Source organism: Stenotrophomonas sp. Br8 (assembly GCF_014763005.1).
In the GTDB taxonomy this organism is placed as follows: Bacteria; Pseudomonadota; Gammaproteobacteria; order Xanthomonadales; family Xanthomonadaceae; genus Stenotrophomonas; species Stenotrophomonas lactitubi.
Genome location: NZ_JACGTN010000003.1, coordinates 145,932 through 161,637, shown reverse-complemented (window position 1 = coordinate 161,637; position 15,706 = coordinate 145,932). Strand labels below are relative to the sequence as shown.

At 66.0% G+C, this 15,706-nt stretch carries 18 protein-coding genes; 10 read left to right on the top strand and 8 right to left on the bottom strand.

Features of this window, described 5'->3' with window-relative positions:
• Nucleotides 1–36: 36 nt before the first annotated feature.
• A complete protein-coding gene (murJ, locus tag H3005_RS02095; protein ID WP_100551857.1) occupies nt 37–1,641 on the bottom strand; it encodes a murein biosynthesis integral membrane protein MurJ in 1,605 nt (534 codons plus the stop codon).
• Between the two features lie 116 nt (nt 1,642–1,757).
• Between murJ and rpsT the strand changes: the two genes are divergently transcribed.
• Nucleotides 1,758–2,027, top strand: coding sequence for a 30S ribosomal protein S20 (gene rpsT, locus H3005_RS02090; protein ID WP_025873851.1), 270 nt, complete (start codon nt 1,758–1,760; stop codon nt 2,025–2,027).
• Between the two features lie 215 nt (nt 2,028–2,242).
• Here rpsT and obgE read toward each other — a convergent pair whose 3' ends face one another.
• From obgE to rplU, 4 genes are read right to left on the bottom strand one after another with little or no spacing between them, the layout of a single operon-like run.
• The gene (obgE, locus tag H3005_RS02085) at nt 2,243–3,298 is read right to left on the bottom strand and encodes a GTPase ObgE (RefSeq protein ID WP_025873852.1); all 1,056 of its coding nucleotides are present in this window, start codon (nt 3,296–3,298) and stop codon (nt 2,243–2,245) included.
• The gene (locus H3005_RS02080) at nt 3,295–3,432 is read right to left on the bottom strand and encodes a hypothetical protein (RefSeq protein WP_157804331.1); all 138 of its coding nucleotides are present in this window, start codon (nt 3,430–3,432) and stop codon (nt 3,295–3,297) included. The genes obgE and H3005_RS02080 overlap by 4 nt, the downstream gene beginning before the upstream one ends.
• A gap of 43 nt (nt 3,433–3,475) precedes the next feature.
• Complete coding sequence (gene rpmA / locus H3005_RS02075) at nt 3,476–3,739, bottom strand: 50S ribosomal protein L27 (protein WP_089239574.1); 264 nt, start codon at nt 3,737–3,739, stop codon at nt 3,476–3,478.
• Nucleotides 3,740–3,750: 11 nt separating this feature from the next.
• Nucleotides 3,751–4,068 carry a 50S ribosomal protein L21 gene (gene rplU / locus H3005_RS02070; RefSeq protein WP_004148331.1) on the bottom strand — a complete coding sequence of 106 codons (318 nt, stop codon included), beginning with the start codon at nt 4,066–4,068 and terminating at the stop codon, nt 3,751–3,753.
• A 342-nt stretch (nt 4,069–4,410) separates the two neighbouring features.
• On the opposite strand from rplU, the gene uvrA reads away from it, so the two are divergent.
• Together uvrA and H3005_RS02060 are read left to right on the top strand one after the other, a co-directional pair.
• Nucleotides 4,411–7,407: an excinuclease ABC subunit UvrA gene (gene uvrA, locus H3005_RS02065; protein WP_100551856.1), complete on the top strand. Its 2,997-nt coding sequence runs from the start codon at nt 4,411–4,413 to the stop codon at nt 7,405–7,407.
• On the top strand, nt 7,407–7,814 hold the full coding sequence (locus H3005_RS02060) for a thioesterase family protein (RefSeq protein WP_100551855.1): 408 nt from the start codon (nt 7,407–7,409) through the stop codon (nt 7,812–7,814). The genes uvrA and H3005_RS02060 overlap by 1 nt, the downstream gene beginning before the upstream one ends.
• A gap of 69 nt (nt 7,815–7,883) precedes the next feature.
• Here H3005_RS02060 and H3005_RS02055 read toward each other — a convergent pair whose 3' ends face one another.
• Nucleotides 7,884–8,240 (bottom strand): helix-turn-helix domain-containing protein, encoded by a 357-nt coding sequence (locus H3005_RS02055; protein WP_100551854.1) that lies wholly within the window; start codon nt 8,238–8,240, stop codon nt 7,884–7,886.
• 126 nt (nt 8,241–8,366) lie between these two features.
• Here H3005_RS02055 and gstA point away from each other — a divergent pair, with 126 nt between their 5' ends.
• Both gstA and H3005_RS02045 read left to right on the top strand, forming a co-directional pair.
• Nucleotides 8,367–8,969, top strand: coding sequence for a glutathione transferase GstA (gstA, locus tag H3005_RS02050; RefSeq protein ID WP_100551853.1), 603 nt, complete (start codon nt 8,367–8,369; stop codon nt 8,967–8,969).
• A 141-nt stretch (nt 8,970–9,110) separates the two neighbouring features.
• Nucleotides 9,111–9,836, top strand: a complete 726-nt coding sequence (locus tag H3005_RS02045; protein ID WP_100551852.1) for an enolase — start codon at nt 9,111–9,113, stop codon at nt 9,834–9,836.
• 107 nt (nt 9,837–9,943) lie between these two features.
• Here H3005_RS02045 and H3005_RS02040 read toward each other — a convergent pair whose 3' ends face one another.
• Nucleotides 9,944–10,390, bottom strand: coding sequence for a copper chaperone PCu(A)C (locus H3005_RS02040; protein ID WP_100551851.1), 447 nt, complete (start codon nt 10,388–10,390; stop codon nt 9,944–9,946).
• 35 nt (nt 10,391–10,425) lie between these two features.
• Here H3005_RS02040 and H3005_RS02035 point away from each other — a divergent pair, with 35 nt between their 5' ends.
• The 4 genes from H3005_RS02035 (at nt 10,426) to H3005_RS02020 (ending at nt 14,155) form a co-directional block, all read left to right on the top strand.
• Nucleotides 10,426–11,202 carry an enoyl-CoA hydratase/isomerase family protein gene (locus H3005_RS02035; RefSeq protein WP_100551850.1) on the top strand — a complete coding sequence of 259 codons (777 nt, stop codon included), beginning with the start codon at nt 10,426–10,428 and terminating at the stop codon, nt 11,200–11,202.
• A 144-nt stretch (nt 11,203–11,346) separates the two neighbouring features.
• On the top strand, nt 11,347–12,255 hold the full coding sequence (gene tesB, locus H3005_RS02030) for an acyl-CoA thioesterase II (RefSeq protein ID WP_089239560.1): 909 nt from the start codon (nt 11,347–11,349) through the stop codon (nt 12,253–12,255).
• Nucleotides 12,256–12,259: 4 nt separating this feature from the next.
• Nucleotides 12,260–12,784 carry a pathogenicity-like protein gene (locus tag H3005_RS02025; RefSeq protein WP_100551849.1) on the top strand — a complete coding sequence of 175 codons (525 nt, stop codon included), beginning with the start codon at nt 12,260–12,262 and terminating at the stop codon, nt 12,782–12,784.
• 153 nt (nt 12,785–12,937) lie between these two features.
• A complete protein-coding gene (locus H3005_RS02020) occupies nt 12,938–14,155 on the top strand; it encodes an RNA polymerase sigma factor (RefSeq protein ID WP_100551848.1) in 1,218 nt (405 codons plus the stop codon).
• Between the two features lie 51 nt (nt 14,156–14,206).
• Here H3005_RS02020 and H3005_RS02015 read toward each other — a convergent pair whose 3' ends face one another.
• On the bottom strand, nt 14,207–14,770 hold the full coding sequence (locus tag H3005_RS02015; RefSeq protein WP_100551847.1) for an EF-hand domain-containing protein: 564 nt from the start codon (nt 14,768–14,770) through the stop codon (nt 14,207–14,209).
• A gap of 156 nt (nt 14,771–14,926) precedes the next feature.
• On the opposite strand from H3005_RS02015, the gene H3005_RS02010 reads away from it, so the two are divergent.
• Nucleotides 14,927–15,682 (top strand): arginyltransferase, encoded by a 756-nt coding sequence (locus H3005_RS02010; RefSeq protein WP_049467687.1) that lies wholly within the window; start codon nt 14,927–14,929, stop codon nt 15,680–15,682.
• The last annotated feature ends 24 nt before the right edge of the window (nt 15,683–15,706 follow it).

Here is a 15,706-nt window from a genome sequence, read left to right as displayed (position 1 = left end):
GGTGTAACCCTGAAGTATAGCCGCCGGGAGCCACGATCAATGCCCACGCAGGTCGCGCGGGCGGAAGCCCATCGCCACCATCGCCAGCAGATAGGTCAGCCCGCCACCGCCGACCAGCAGGCCGAGGGCACCGATCCGTTCCCACACGCCCATCGACGAGAAGCCAGGCAGCCAGTACAGCAGGGCCAGCAGCACGCCGACCATCGCCGTACACGCCAGCAGCAGGCGCAGCAGGTAGCCGCCCCAGCCCGGGCGCCGCTGGTAGACATCGGTCTTGCCCAGCCAGTACCAGAGCAGCCCCAGGTTCAGGTAACTGGACAGCGCGCTGGCAATGCCCAGCGCCAGGTGCAGGCCAGGCTGCTTGCCGAGGGCGGCCATCACCCCCTGCGCCTTCAGCTCATCGGGCACCATCACCTGGTACAGCACCGCCAGCAGGGCGAAGTTGAACACCATGTTGGCCACCAACGCGGCGACACCAGCACGCACCGGCGTCCTGGTGTCCTGGCGCGCGTAAAAGGCCGGCAGCACCACTTTCAGCAGCGCGAAGGCCGGCAGGCCGAAGCTCAGGCCGTACACCGACAGCGCCGTCATGCGGGTGTCGAAGGCGGTGAACTGGCCGTGCTGGAAGATCGTGGAGATCAGCGGCTCGGCCAGCAGCAGCAGGCCGAGCATGGCCGGCACCGAGATCAGCAGGGTCATGCGCAAGCCCCAGTCCAGCGAGCGCGAGAAGCCTTCGCGGTCGGTGCTGACATGATGCCGGGCCAGCGCCGGCAGGATCACCGTGCCCAGGGCCACGCCGAACACGCCCAACGGCAGTTCCAGGAAGCGATCGGCCAGCGACAGCCAGGATTGCGAACCATCGGTCAGCTTGGCGGCGATGACGGTATCCAGCAGCAGGTTGATCTGCGCCACTGACGAGCCGAACAGGGTCGGCACCATCAGCGTCATCACCTTGCGCACGCCCGGATGGTTCCAGCCCCAGCGCGGCAGGGTCAGCAGGTCGATGCCCTTCAACGAAGGCAGCTGGAACAGCAGCTGCAGCAGGCCGGCGGCCAGCACGGCCCAGCCCAGGGCGAGGATCTGCTTTTCCGGCGTGCCACCCAGCCGCGGCGCCAGCCACAGCGCGCCGGCGATCATGCACAGGTTGAGGATGACCGGGGTCAGCGCCGGCATCGCGAAGCGCTGGAAACTGTTCAGCGCACCACCGGCCAGGGCGGTCAGCGAAACGAACAGCAGGAACGGGAAAGTCAGGCGGAACAGGTCAATCAGCAGGCCCTGCTTGGCAGGGTCGGTGTCGACGCCACTTGCGAAGACCGACGCCAGCTGCGGCGCGAAGATCAGCGCCAGCGCGGTGACCAGCATCAGCACGCCGCCCAGGGTGCCGGCAGTGCGGGCCATCAGTTCACGCAGCTCGGCGTGGCTGCGGGTTTCCTTCACCTCGGTGAACACCGGCACGAATGCGGTGGCAAAGGAGCCCTCGGCGAACAGCCGGCGCAGGAAATTGGGTATCCTGAAGGCGACCCAGAAAGCATCGGTGATGGCGTTGGTGCCGAAGGTCGAGGTCACCACCTGGTCCCGGACCAGGCCGAGAACCCGCGAGACCATGGTCATGCTGCTGAACGACAGCAGGCCCCGCAACATCTTGGGTGAACTCACTCAACGTCCCTCTTGACAATCGACTTGACGTACATTTCTTACGCCATCATACTAGCTAGCTTGCTGTTCCCATAACACCGATTTTTCAGGAAACCACCACCGTGGCCAATATCAAGTCCGCCAAGAAGCGCGCCAAGCAGACCGTCGTGCGCAACGCGCGCAACGTGGCTCAGCGCTCGATGCTGCGCACCGCTGTCAAGAAAGTGATCAAGGCGCTGGACGCCAACGATGCCGCCGGCGCTCAAGCCGCCTTCGCCGTTGCCCAGCCGATCCTGGATCGTTTCAGCGCGCGTGGCCTGATCCACAAGAACAAGGCTGCTCGCCACAAGAGCCGCCTGAACGACCGCATCAAGGCCCTCCAGGCCGCCTGATCCGGTTGGTTGCTGGAGCCCCGGCTCCGGCAGCACGCAAAAGCCCGGCTTCGGCCGGGTTTTTTGTTGCCTGCAGTTTCCGCCTCTGTAGAGCCGAGCCCATGCTCGGCTGGCCGCGCGAACAGCAGCCGAGCATGGGCTCGGCTCTACAGAAGAGCGGCACCCACAAAAAACCCGGCCGAAGCCGGGTTTTTTCGCGGGAACCGCAACAGGCATTACTGCGCGTTGCGTGCCGCCTCGAGCTCGTCTTCCTTCTGGCGATCGAAGAACGCCATGATCCGGCTCATGATCGGGAAGGTGCCCTCGCGACCCAGTGCGGACACCAGGAACCACGGCTCCTTCCAGCCCAGCTCGGCCACGATCTTCTCGGCGGCGGCCTTGGCCTCGTCCTCGAACATCAGGTCGGCCTTGTTCAGCACCAGCCAGCGCGGCTTGGCCAGCAGCTCCGGATCGTGCTTTTCCAGTTCGCGCTCGATGGCACGCACCTGCTCGACCGGGGAAACACCTTCCACACCACCTTCCATCGGCGAGATGTCGACGAGGTGCAGCAACAGGCGGGTGCGCTGCAGGTGGCGCAGGAACTGCGCGCCCAGGCCGGCACCGTCGGCAGCACCCTCGATCAGGCCCGGAATATCGGCGATCACGAAGCTGCGGTAGTTTTCCACCTTCACCACACCCAGGTTCGGGTACAGCGTGGTGAACGGGTAATCGGCCACCTTCGGCGTCGCCGCCGAGACGGCGCGGATCAGGGTGCTCTTGCCGGCATTGGGGAAGCCCAGCAGGCCGACGTCGGCCAGCAGCTTCAACTCCAGCTTCAGCGTGCGCTCTTCACCCGGCTCACCCGGCAGCGCCTGGCGCGGCGAGCGGTTGGTGGAGCTCTTGAAATGCATGTTGCCGAGGCCGCCGCGGCCGCCCTTGGCCACCAGCAGGCGGTCGCCATGCTGGGTCAGGTCGCCGATGATTTCATCGGTGGCCACGTTGATGATCACGGTGCCGACCGGCACGGTAATGACCATGTCTTCGCCGCCCTTGCCATAGGCCTGGCGGCCCATGCCGTTCTCGCCGCGCTGCGCCTTGAAGATGCGGTCATGGCGGAAGTCGACCAGGGTGTTGAGGTTTTCGTCGGCGCGGATCCACACGCTGCCGCCCGCACCGCCGTCGCCGCCGTCCGGGCCGCCGAGCGGAATGAACTTCTCGCGACGGAAGCCAATGCAGCCGTTGCCGCCGTTGCCGGCGAACACTTCGATTTCTGCTTCGTCTACCAGTTTCATTGTTTCGATGCCTGCGATGGGCGCGGCATGCACGCCGCCACCTTGATGTAGTGCCGGCCGCTGGCCGACAACCGGGCGATGCCCGTTTTACCATTGATTCCAACGAAAAGCCCCGCCGAAGCGGGGCTCTTCATGCAGCGTCTCCATGCCGGGGCATGGGCGCCGGCCGTTGCCTTATCAGGCTTCGACCGAGACGACGCTGACAGTGCGACGCTTCTTCGGGCCCTTCACGGTGAACTCCACCTTGCCGTCCGTCAGGGCGAACAGGGTGTGGTCACGACCGAGGCCGACGCCGGAACCCGGGTGGAACTGGGTGCCGCGCTGACGCACGATGATGTTGCCGGCTTCGATGGCCTGGCCGCCGAAGATCTTGACGCCGAGGTACTTCGGGTTGGAGTCGCGACCGTTGCGCGAAGAGCCTACGCCTTTTTTATGTGCCATGACCTATCTCCTTACTTGCTGCCACCGGCAATGCCGGTGATCTCGATTTCGGTGTAGTACTGACGGTGACCCTGGCGCTTCATGTGGTGCTTACGGCGACGGAACTTGATGATCCGGACCTTGTCGGCACGACCCTGGGACAGGACGGTGGCAGTGACCGCAGCGCCGCTCAGGGCGTCGCCGATCTTGATGCCATCGCTGTCGCCGAGCAGCAGGATGTTGTCGAACTTGATCTCGCTGCCGACTTCGACTTCGAGCTTTTCAATGCGGAGCTTTTCGCCCTGCGCCACGCGGTATTGCTTACCGCCGGTGACCAGTACTGCGTACATGACCAGACTTCCTCTGTAGTTATTGTGGTCTATGGACTGCCGCCGTCGAGGGCGGACAGGAGCGGAATTGTACGTGGACCACCGGGGACGGGTCAAGTCAACCCCTGGGCGGGGCCTGCGGGGACCTGTCCCCCGCCCTCAGTAGAGCCGAGCCATGCTCGGCTGAACGGTTCGGGGTCCGGCCAGCCGAGCATGGCTCGGCTCTACTGGCCGTCTCACGAGGTGAGACACCGGGCTGGCATTGTCGCCCATTGCCCCCATCTGGTCACCTCGGTAGGCTGACCGATTGCCGCCCTCTCGCTGGCCCGGCGGCCCAGCCACGCCCCCACAACCGGATTCCCCATGGCGATGGATTTCATCCGCATCCGCGGCGCGCGGACGCACAACCTCAAGAACATCGACCTCGACCTGCCTCGCGACAAACTGATCGTGATCACCGGCCTGTCCGGTTCGGGCAAGTCATCGCTGGCGTTCGACACCATCTATGCCGAGGGCCAGCGGCGTTACGTCGAGTCCCTGTCGGCGTATGCGCGGCAGTTCCTGAGCGTGATGGAAAAGCCGGATCTGGACCATATCGAAGGCCTGTCCCCGGCGATCTCGATCGAGCAGAAGTCGACCTCGCACAACCCGCGCTCGACGGTCGGCACGATCACCGAGATCTACGACTACCTGCGCCTGCTGTACGCACGTGTCGGCACCCCGCGTTGCCCCGACCACGGCTATCCGCTGGAAGCGCAGACGGTCAGCCAGATGGTCGACCACATGCTGACGCTGGACCCGGAACAGCGCTACATGCTGCTGGCGCCGGTGATCCGCGACCGCAAGGGCGAGCACGCGCAGGTGTTCGACCAGCTGCGCGCGCAGGGTTTCGTGCGTGTGCGCGTCGATGGCGAACTGTACGAAATCGATGCGGTGCCGCCGCTGGCACTGCGCCAGAAGCACACCATCGAAGCGGTGATCGATCGCTTCCGCCCGCGCGAAGACATCAAGCAGCGCCTGGCCGAGAGCTTCGAAACGGCCTTGAAGCTGGGTGATGGCATGGCGTCGGTGCAGTCGCTGGACGACGCCGGTGCGACCCCTACCCTGTTCTCGTCCAAGTATTCCTGCCCGGTCTGCGACTACTCGCTGCCCGAACTGGAGCCGCGCCTGTTCTCGTTCAACGCACCGATGGGCGCCTGCCCCGGTTGCGATGGACTGGGCATGGCCGAATTCTTCGATCCCTCGCGCGTGGTGGTGCATCCCGAGCTGTCGCTGGCTGCCGGTGCCGTGCGCGGCTGGGATCGCCGCAATGCCTATTACTTCCAGTTGATCGCCTCGCTGGCCAAGCACTACAAGTTCGACACCGACGCGGCGTGGAACTCGCTGCCGGCCAAGGTGCAGCAGGCCGTGCTGTACGGCAGCGGCGAGGAAGCGATCACCTTCACCTACTTCACCGAGGCCGGTGGCCGCACCCAGCGCAAGCATCGCTTCGAAGGCATCATTCCCAACCTCGAACGCCGCTACAAGGAAACCGAGTCGGCGGCGGTGCAGGAAGAGCTGGGCAAGTACATCAGCGAGCATGCCTGCCCCGAGTGCAACGGCGCACGCCTGAACAAGGCCGCGCGCAACGTGTTCGTGGCCGATCGCCCGCTGCCGGAACTGGTGGTGCTGCCGATCGATGAAGCGCTGAAGTTCTTCAGCGAACTGAGCCTGCCGGGCTGGCGCGGCGAGATCGCTGCGAAGATCGTCAAGGAGATCGGTGAGCGTCTCGGCTTCCTGGTCGATGTGGGTCTGGATTACCTGACCCTGGAGCGCAAGGCCGACACCCTGTCCGGTGGCGAGGCACAGCGCATCCGCCTGGCCAGCCAGATCGGTGCCGGCCTGGTGGGCGTGATGTACGTGCTCGATGAGCCGTCCATCGGCCTGCACCAGCGCGACAACGAGCGCCTGCTGGGCACCCTCACCCGCCTGCGCGACCTCGGCAACACGGTGATCGTGGTCGAGCATGACGAAGATGCGATCCGCCTGGCCGACTACGTGCTGGACATCGGGCCGGGCGCGGGTGTGCATGGCGGCGAGATCGTCGGCCAGGGCAGCCTGCAGGACCTCCTCGATGCACCGCGTTCGCTGACCGGCCAGTACCTGTCGGGCAGGCGCGCGATCAAGATCCCGGCGCGCCGGCACAAGCCGAACCCGAAGATGACCCTGCATCTGCGTGGTGCCACCGGCAACAACCTGAAAGGCGTGGACCTGGCCATTCCGGCGGGGCTGCTGACCTGCGTGACCGGCGTGTCCGGCTCGGGCAAGTCGACCCTGATCAACGACACCCTGTTCTCGCTGGCTGCCAACGAGATCAACGGCGCCTCGCACCCGATCGCGCCTTACAAGGAGATCGATGGCCTGGACCTGTTCGACAAGGTGGTGGACATCGACCAGTCGCCGATCGGCCGCACCCCGCGTTCGAACCCGGCCACCTATACCGGTCTGTTCACTCCCCTGCGCGAGCTGTTCGCACAGGTGCCCGAATCGCGTGCGCGCGGTTATTCGCCGGGCCGCTTCAGTTTCAACGTGCGTGGTGGCCGCTGCGAGGCCTGCCAGGGCGATGGCCTGATCAAGGTCGAGATGCACTTCCTGCCGGACGTGTACGTGCCCTGCGACGTCTGCCATGGCAAGCGCTACAACCGCGAAACGCTGGAGATCCTGTACAAGGGCTTCAACATCAACGACGTGCTGGAAATGACCGTCGAAGATGCGTTGAAGCTGTTCGAGCCGGTACCGTCCATCGCCCGCAAGCTGGAAACCCTGGTCGATGTCGGCCTGAGCTACATCAAGCTGGGCCAGAGCGCGACCACGCTGTCCGGTGGTGAAGCGCAGCGCGTGAAGCTGTCCAAGGAACTGTCGCGCCGCGATACCGGCCGCACTCTGTACATCCTCGACGAGCCGACCACCGGCCTGCACTTCCACGACATCGAGGCACTGCTCGGCGTGCTGCACAAGCTGCGCGACGAGGGCAACACGGTGGTGGTGATCGAGCACAACCTGGACGTGATCAAGACCGCGGACTGGATCGTCGATCTGGGTCCGGAAGGCGGTCATCGCGGTGGCACCATCCTGGTGACCGGCACGCCGGAAGACGTGGCCGCTTGCCCGGATTCGTACACCGGCCAGTTCCTCGCCCGGATGCTGCCCTCCACTACTGCGCGACCGGACCAGCCCGCCGCCGTGGCCAACAAGCCCGATGCGCGCCCGCCGCGCAAGGTGAAGCCCGAGAAGCCGGCAAAGAAGGCAGCCGCCGCCAAGAGCACCGGCAAGGCCAGCAAGACCGCCACGGCCGGCACCAAGAAGAAGAAGGACGCCTGATGAGCAGCGAACACAAGATCCTGGCCCGCATTCCGATCAGCGTGCGCTGGCGTGACATGGACAGCATGGGCCACGTCAACAACGCCAAGTACATCTCCTACCTGGAAGAGGCGCGCGTGCGCTGGATGCTGGGCGTGGATGGCGTGTCGATGACCGACCGCATCGCACCGGTGGTGGCTGCCACCAACGTCAACTACCGCTTGCCGATCGTGTGGCCCAACGACATCCTGGTCGAGCTGTTCGTCGAGCGCCTGGGCAACAGCAGCGTGACCATCGGTCATCGCATCGTCGACCAGCAGGATGAGTCGAAGCTGTATTCGGACGGCAACGTGGTGGTGGTGTGGATGGACACGCAGACCGGCAAGAGCGCGCCGCTGCCGGAGGCGATCCGCAACGCTTCCAGCTGAGCAGCCCAATCACTGCACCCGCGAAGGCCGCCCCCATGGGCGGCCTTTTCGTTGCTGGAAGAAGATCGCTCAGCCCGCTGGCTCGGCGCCGAATTTCAGTTCATTGCCAACCTGTGCGATTGCATGGATCGCGGGCAACAACCGTGCGCCCAGGCGGGTGAGTTCGTACTCAATGGAAGGGGGCGAGGTGTCCCTTTCATGACGTGTGACCAGACCTTTCTGCTGCATGTCCCGAAGGCGCGCGGTCAGCGTCTTGGCCGTCACCGGCGCCAGGTCCACACGCAGCTCGCCGAATCGTCGCGGCCCAGCACTCAATGACCAGATGATCTCCGCCGTCCATGTGCCGGCAAGCAACGCCATGCACTTGCTCAACGGACACACACTGTCCGGATCTACTGCCCGGTTCTTCCGCACCTTGAGCCCCATGTTCTTCCGCTCCTTCGACGGGTATCCATATGGAAACCCGATTCTCGCGTCATGTCGCAGCAAAGCGCTCCGACCACCGTTTCCCCGCAGCATACTTCCGGGCACTCCCCCCACGATGAAACGACGATGAAGCTTTACTACACGCCGGGCACCTGCTCGCTTGCCGCCCACATCCTGCTGCGCGAACTGGGAATCCGCTTCGAGCTCGATCGCGTCGATCACTCGACCAAGCGCACAGCGCAGGGCGAAGACTTCCTGCATATCAATCCCAAGGGGTATGTCGCCGCACTTCGGCTGGACAACGGTGAGGTCCTCACCGAAGGCGCCGCGATCCTGCTTTACCTCGCCGATGTCGCCGGCGTGGAATTCTCGGTACCGACAAGTGCGATCGGTGCGGCGCGACTTCACGAATGGCTGATCTACGTTGCTGCGGAACTGCATCCGACGTTCGGCCCCTTGTTCCACCCGGAGTCGCCCGAGGCGCGGGAGAAGGCCCAGGACCGGCTGCATACCAAGCTCGACTACATCGAAGCGATGCTGTCCGACAACCGCCGCTACCTGCTGGGCGGGTCCATTTCCATCGCCGATCTCTATCTGTTCGTGGTTGTCGGCTGGACGGCGCACCTGGGCATCGATACCACGCCATGGCCACACCTGCAGGCACTGCTGCTGCGGATTGGCGAGCGACCCGCCGCGAAAGAGGCGATGGCGTTCGAAGGACTCATCTGAATCGCGCCCCAGGCACTGCGCCTCAGCCAGGACGGTAGTGCACGCATGCGTGGCGCGCGTCCCGTATCCTTTGCTCTCCGCCTCTGCTGCGGAGGTTGCCGGCCAGCGGCCGGCACTACCGACACTTTTCAAAGGACTGACATGATCCACCAGACTGAACTGCGCGACCTGCTGCCCGGCATGGTCCCCTTCCCCGCCGACGTATTCCCCGATGACCAGGCCTGGCTTGGCCAGCACCTGCTGCCGCTGCTGAAGATCGACCTCGGCGTGCTGCGCCCGGAACTGGCCGGTAGCGTGGTCACCATGCTGTGCCCGATCGAACCCTATGACGGCTGCATCGGCGAATCCACCGAAGATCACCACAACGCGTTCACTGGCACCAACTGGATCGCCTTTGAATTGACCGCCGACAACCGCATGCGTTTCCTCGGTGAGGAGGGCTATTTCATCGGCGACCAGGTGCAGGACAACGACGCGCTGGAGCACATCACGGAGATGCATGAGAGCTACAGCAAGGCACACGCTTACTTCCAGCAGCATGGACGCCTGGCCAGCTATTCGCGCTATGGCGATGGCGAGCCCGGCGAGCAGGCCTACCTTGATGTGCTGGGCGGGCAGATCTCGACCGGCAACTGGATTGAAACTGCGGAGATTCCCGCCGCCTTCGCGCTGGCGTTCACCGAGGCGGCCGACGACCGCCATGCGCCGGACGATGCCGAGTGCGCGATCATCACCCGCGATGGCAGGAAATTCTTCGCCGTTGCCGAAGTGGCCGGCTACAACTGGTGCGCCACCGGTGCCGATGCGATCGTGATGCTGTACGAGCCGGAAAGCCGCACGGTGCTGTTCTCGTACGACTGGTCGTAAGCCCCACCGCGCTGCGCGCTCGCCGGGCATGGCCCGGCGCTACCGGTGTCGATTCGGCCGTGATGCCTGGGTAGCGCCGGGCCATGCCCGGCGGAACGAGCGCCGCGTTACGGCGCGACCTTGCGCACGGTCAGCGTCGTACCCGCTTCACCACCGCCTTCCAGCTGCAGGCGCAGCGGCACCGCCTGCCCCTCCTTCAGCGCACCCTTGCCATCCATCAGCATCAGGTGCAGGCCGCCGGGTTTAAGCTCGGCACGCGCGCCCGGCGCCAGCGGCAGGCGTTCGATCGCGCGCATCCGGCTGATGCCGTCCACCACCGTGGTTTCGTGCAATGACACATCACCGAACGCAACGCTGCTGGCACCGGTGATGGTCACGGCCTTGCTGCAGCCGTTGCGGATTGTCCCGTAGCCAGCGGTCATCGGCATCGCTGGATTCGGCGGCATCCGCGCCCAGCCTTGCTCCACCGTCACGCAGCGCTGTTCGGCCGCCGACGCTGATGCTGCAAGCGCACACAACGCGAACAGTACGCCAACGCATGGTTTGGTTATCATCGCCCAGGTTCCTTCTTCGCAACGAGACCCGCAGCATGACGACGCTCATCGAGGTGATCAACCATGGCCCCATCCGCGAACTGCGGCTGGCGCGGCCGCCGGTCAATGCACTGGACACCGAGCTGTGCCGGCAGTTGATCCATGCCATCGAACTGGCGATGGCCGAGGACGCGCACGGGATCGTGCTGTCCGGCAGCGAGCGCATCTTCACCGGCGGCATGGACGTGCCGCACCTGCTCTCGCATGGCGATGACAAGCACAAGCTGCTGGACACCTGGAACGCGTTCTTCGGCGCGGTACGCACGCTTGCCGAGAGCCGCATCCCGGTGGTTGCGGCGATCACCGGCCATGCACCGGCCGGCGGCTGCGTGCTGGCCCTGTGCTGCGACTACCGGGTGATGGCACGCAGTGCCGATCCGGCGCGCCCGTACGCCATCGGCCTGAACGAAGTGCAGGTCGGCCTGATCGCACCGGAAGGAATCCAGCGCCTGTTGCGCCGTGCGGTGGGTGCACACCGCTCCAGCGTCCTGCTGGGCACCGGCGCACTGGTACCCGCCGAACAGGCCCTGCAGATCGGCCTGGTGGATGAACTGGTTGATGGCGAGCTGGTGGTGGCCCGCGCGGTGGCCTGGCTGCAGGACCTGCTGAAGCAGCCGCGGCAGCCGATGCTGCTGACCCGGGCCATCGCCCGCGCGGAGCTGCACGACGCCCTGCACCCGGACCTGATCCAGCTCGACCGCTTCGTCGAGGCCTGGTTCGCCCCGGATGCGCAGAACGCGCTGCAGGCGCTTGCCGCCCGCCTCGGCAAGTAAACGGTAGTGCCGGCCGCTGGCCGGCAGCCTGGCGATCCTTCCGGGACGCCTGCGGATGCCGGCCAGCGGCCGGCACTACCGAAGATCGGGCATCCGGCCTGCACCGGTATAATCAGGCCCTCTTTCCCTGTTGTGGCCGCCCCCTTGAACGACACGCCCGAACCCGTCGTCTCCGAGCTGATCGATCTGCTCACCCTGGAGCGGCTGGAGGACAACCTGTTCCGCGGCCAGAGCCGCGACATCGGCACCAAGTACGTGTTCGGCGGGCAGGTGCTGGGCCAGGCCTTGGCGGCCGCCCAGGCCACGGTCGACAACGGTCGCCATGTGCATTCGCTGCATGCCTATTTCCTGCGCGCCGGCAACATCGACCATCCGATCGTCTACGACGTCGACCGCACCCGCGACGGTGGCAGTTTCTCGGTGCGCCGGGTGACCGCGATCCAGCATGGCAAGGTGATCTTCTTCTGTGCTGCCTCGTTCCAGCAGGCCGAATCCGGTGCCGAGCACCAGCACAAGATGCCCGAAGTGCCGCAGCCGGAAGACATCGAACCGAACAGGCCGCTGCCGGCGGAGGTGCTTGAGCGCCTGCCGATCAAGGTGCAGCGCTGGCTGTCGCGCGGTGGTCCGTTCGAGTTCCGCCATGTGTATCCGCGCGATGAACTGAACCCGCCCAAGCGCCCGCCCTACCACCAGGTCTGGCTGCGCCTGAGCGAGCGTGTAGGCGATGCTCCCGAGCTGCACCAGGCGCTGCTGGCCTACGCGTCGGACTTCCACCTGCTGGGCACGGCGACCTTCCCGCACGGGATCAGCTACTACCATCCGCACGTGCAGATGGCCTCGCTGGACCACGCGATCTGGTTCCATCGCCCGTTCCGCGCCGACGATTGGCTGCTGTACTCGCTGGACAGCCCCAGCGCGCAGGATTCGCGCGGCCTGGCCCGCGGCCAGTTCTTCACCCGTGATGGCGTGCTGGTTGCCAGCACCGCCCAGGAAGGCTTGATCCGCGTGGTTCCGGACCAGGCAGCAGCGGCCGCCGTGCCGGCCAAGGATTGATCCGATGCGTCAGATTTTCAGCAGCCAGCGCGTGGAAACCGTGGAAGGCGTGGCCGAGCTCCTGCGCAGTCACGACATCCAGGTGAAGGTCACCAACGGGCGCTCGTACAAGACGCGCCGCCGGGGCCAGTTCAGCTATACCGACCTGGGCAATGCCGGTGCCTACCCGGCGGTCTGGGTCGTGCGTGCCGACGACCAGCCGCGCGCGCGCGAAATCCTGCGCGACGCCCGCCTGCTCGACACCACCCGCCGTGACCACCCGACCGCCGAGTTCGCCTTCCGCGATGATGTGCAGGAAAGTGCTGGTGGTCGTGGCTGGGCCTGGCGCATCCGCATCGCCCTGCTGGTGGTGATCGCCGGCGTGGCGCTGGTGATCGGCCTGCGCCATCGCGGTGCCCCTGCCCCCGCAACCCCTGCCCCCGCAACCCCGGTGCCCGCACCGCAGGCCCAGCCGCAGCAAGCCCAGCCGGCCGCGCCGGCACCGCCGGAAGAAGAGGAAGTGCGGGTCCGCATCCAGCCGGCGAAGTAGTGCCGGCCGCTGGCCGGCAACCGCAAAAAGGGGACGGAGGGGATTAAGTCGTTTGTGGCACAAACGACTTAATCCCCTCCGTCCCCTTTTTTCGTGGTCACATTCCGCACGCGCCTCCGTCATGGGACACAATCCCTGCAGGAGCCCGCCGCCATGACGACCTTCGCCGCAAGCATCGACGACACACTGCACCGCGAACTGCCGGCCGCCAGCGGCGGCTGCCAGCATGCATATGGGCGCATCGTGCTGGCCTGCCAGAACACGGTCACCGCCATCGCCCTGGCCATCACCGGCGACCGCCAGGCCAGCGAGGACATCGCCCAGGAAGCGTTCGTGAAAGGCTGGCAGCAGCTGCACCAGCTGCGCAGCGCGAGCAGCTTCCTGCCCTGGCTGCGGCAGATCACCCGCAACCTCGCCCGTGACTGGCTGCGCGCGCAACGTGGCCGACCGCTGAGTGGCGAAGCTGCCGAAGTGGCGTTGACCATGGCAGCGGATCCGGCCCCCGGTGCGGCGGATCGCCTGCAGCGGCTGGAAGAGGAAATCGCTGCCGAAGACATCATCTCTACCCTGCCCGCCGACAGCCGCGAAGTACTGCTGCTGTACTACCGCGAGGGCCAGCATTCGCAGCAGGTCGCTGACCTGCTCGGGCTGAGCGACGCGGCGGTACGCAAGCGCCTGTCACGCGCCCGTGCGCAGGTGCGCGAGGGCCTGCTGCAGCGCTTCGGTGAATTCGCCCGCAGCAGCGCGCCCAGTGCCGCGTTTGCAACGACGGTGGTGTCGATGGTGATGATCGCTGCGCCCGGCACGGCAAGCGCAGCGATCCTGCTGGGTACCGGTGTCGGTATCGGTGGCAGCAAGCTCGGCCTGGGTGGCGTCAGCGCTGCGGGCGGCACCGCGATGGGCACGTTGACCGCTACGCTGGGCCAGCTGCACGTGCTCCCAGCCGAAAGCTGGGGTGCGATTGCCGGCGGTGTCATCGGCGGCGCGATCGGCAGCTATCTCGGTGCCCGCTTCCTGATGTCGTACACCGAGACCGAAAGCGAACGCACGCAGGTACGCCGTTTTGTACGCCTCAACACCGGCACCGGCCTGGTCTGGTGCCTGCTGATCCTGCTGGCGGTGCTGCTGCAGGCACCGGTATGGGGGCAGTTGCTGGCGTTGGCACTGGGCCTGGGCGTGGTCAACTACCAGTGTCTGGTGCCGCTGCAGCGGGTGATGGCACCGATGATTGCGCGCGATTCGGCGCGGCGCGGGCGCAGCGGAACCAACTGGAAATTCGAATCCATGTATGGCCGCACCGGCATCATCGGCGCGAACGTGTTCGTGATCGGCCTGGTGGCGTACTCGCTGATGCACAGCGGCCGCCTGTAACGGACAACGCCGGCATCACGCCGGCGTTGTCGTCGATCACTGCAGTGAAAATCAGCGCTGCGGCTTCGGCGCGGCGCCGTCACGCGGGCCACCGTGGCGCGGGCCACCGTGCATCGGGCCCTTGGCGGCGTCGAACTCGGCCTTGCTCAGCTGGCCGTCCTTGTTGGTATCGGCGGCGGCGAACCAGGCGTCACGATGCTGCTTCATGCGCAGCTCGCGGTCGGCCTTGTCCAGGTAGCCATCCTTGTTGAGGTCGAGCTGGTCGAAACGCTCGGCCAGGCGCGGATCGGCCTTGGCTTCCTCACGGCTGATGCGGCCATCCTTGTTCGCGTCCAGCTTGGCCCAGCGCTCGCCGCCGCGACCACCGTGGCGGCCATGCTTCCAGCGCGGCAGCTCATCACGCGAGAGCTTGCCGTCCTTGTTCTTGTCCAGCTCATCGAACTTCGCGGCCAGGCGTGGGTTGGCCGCCGCTTCGCTGCGGTCGATGAAGCCATCGCCATTGGTATCCAGCTTGGCCGGTCGCGGTGCCGGTGCAGCCGGGGTGTCGGCGGCCAAGGCGATACCGGTCGCGGAAGTGCCGAGCAGCAGGGCCAGCAGCAGGGGGGTACGGATCATGGGGTCACTCCTGGGAATGGGATTGGCATCGGGGTGAACACCTCACCCTCGGAGGACAACAACGCCTGACCACGACCTCGGTTGACGCAGCCGCCCGTTCCATTCATCCGGCGGACAGTCGCCGCCATTGCGACAGGCTGGAGCTATGCTGTGCCCATGGCGAGACACGGCGACAGAGACGACGAACTGCGACTGTTCCAGACCGGCGAGCACCCCTGCGGGTACTGGCCGGACCGGGTCGCGCGCGATCTGGTGCTGGACCCGCAGGACCGTCGCCTCGGCGGGCTGTACCCGCTGGCCCTGAGCTGGGGCTTCCGCCGCAGCGGTGATCTGGTCTATCGCCCCCACTGTGCGAACTGCCACGCCTGCGTCGCCGTGCGCATCCCGGTGGCGCGCTTCGCCCCCGACCGCAGCCAGCGCCGCTGCGCCGCCCGCAATGCCGACCTGGAAGTGCGCATCACTGCAGCCATGCCGCGAGAGGATCTGTTCGAGCTGTACCACCGCTACCTGGTGCATCGTCATGCCAAGGGCGGCATGGACGACCACGGCCCGCACGAGTTCGAGCAGTTCCTGATCGGCAGCTGGTCACACACACGCTTCATGGAAATGCGCCTGCCCGGCCACGACGGCCAGCCCAGCCAGCTGCTGGGTGTGGCGGTGACCGATGTGACCGAGCACGGGCTGTCGGCGGTCTATACCTTCTTCGACCCCGCCCATGCCGCGCGCGGGCTGGGCACGTTCGCGATCCTGCAGCAGCTGGAGTGGGCGCGCCGCGAGGGCCTGCCACATCTGTACCTGGGCTACTGGATACGTGAGCACCAGAAGATGGACTACAAGCGGCGCTATCGACCGCTGGAGGCCTACGACGGCCGCCGCTGGCATGATTTCGATGACGATCTGGACGGACGCTGACAAACCACTGACACCGGGCCGGGT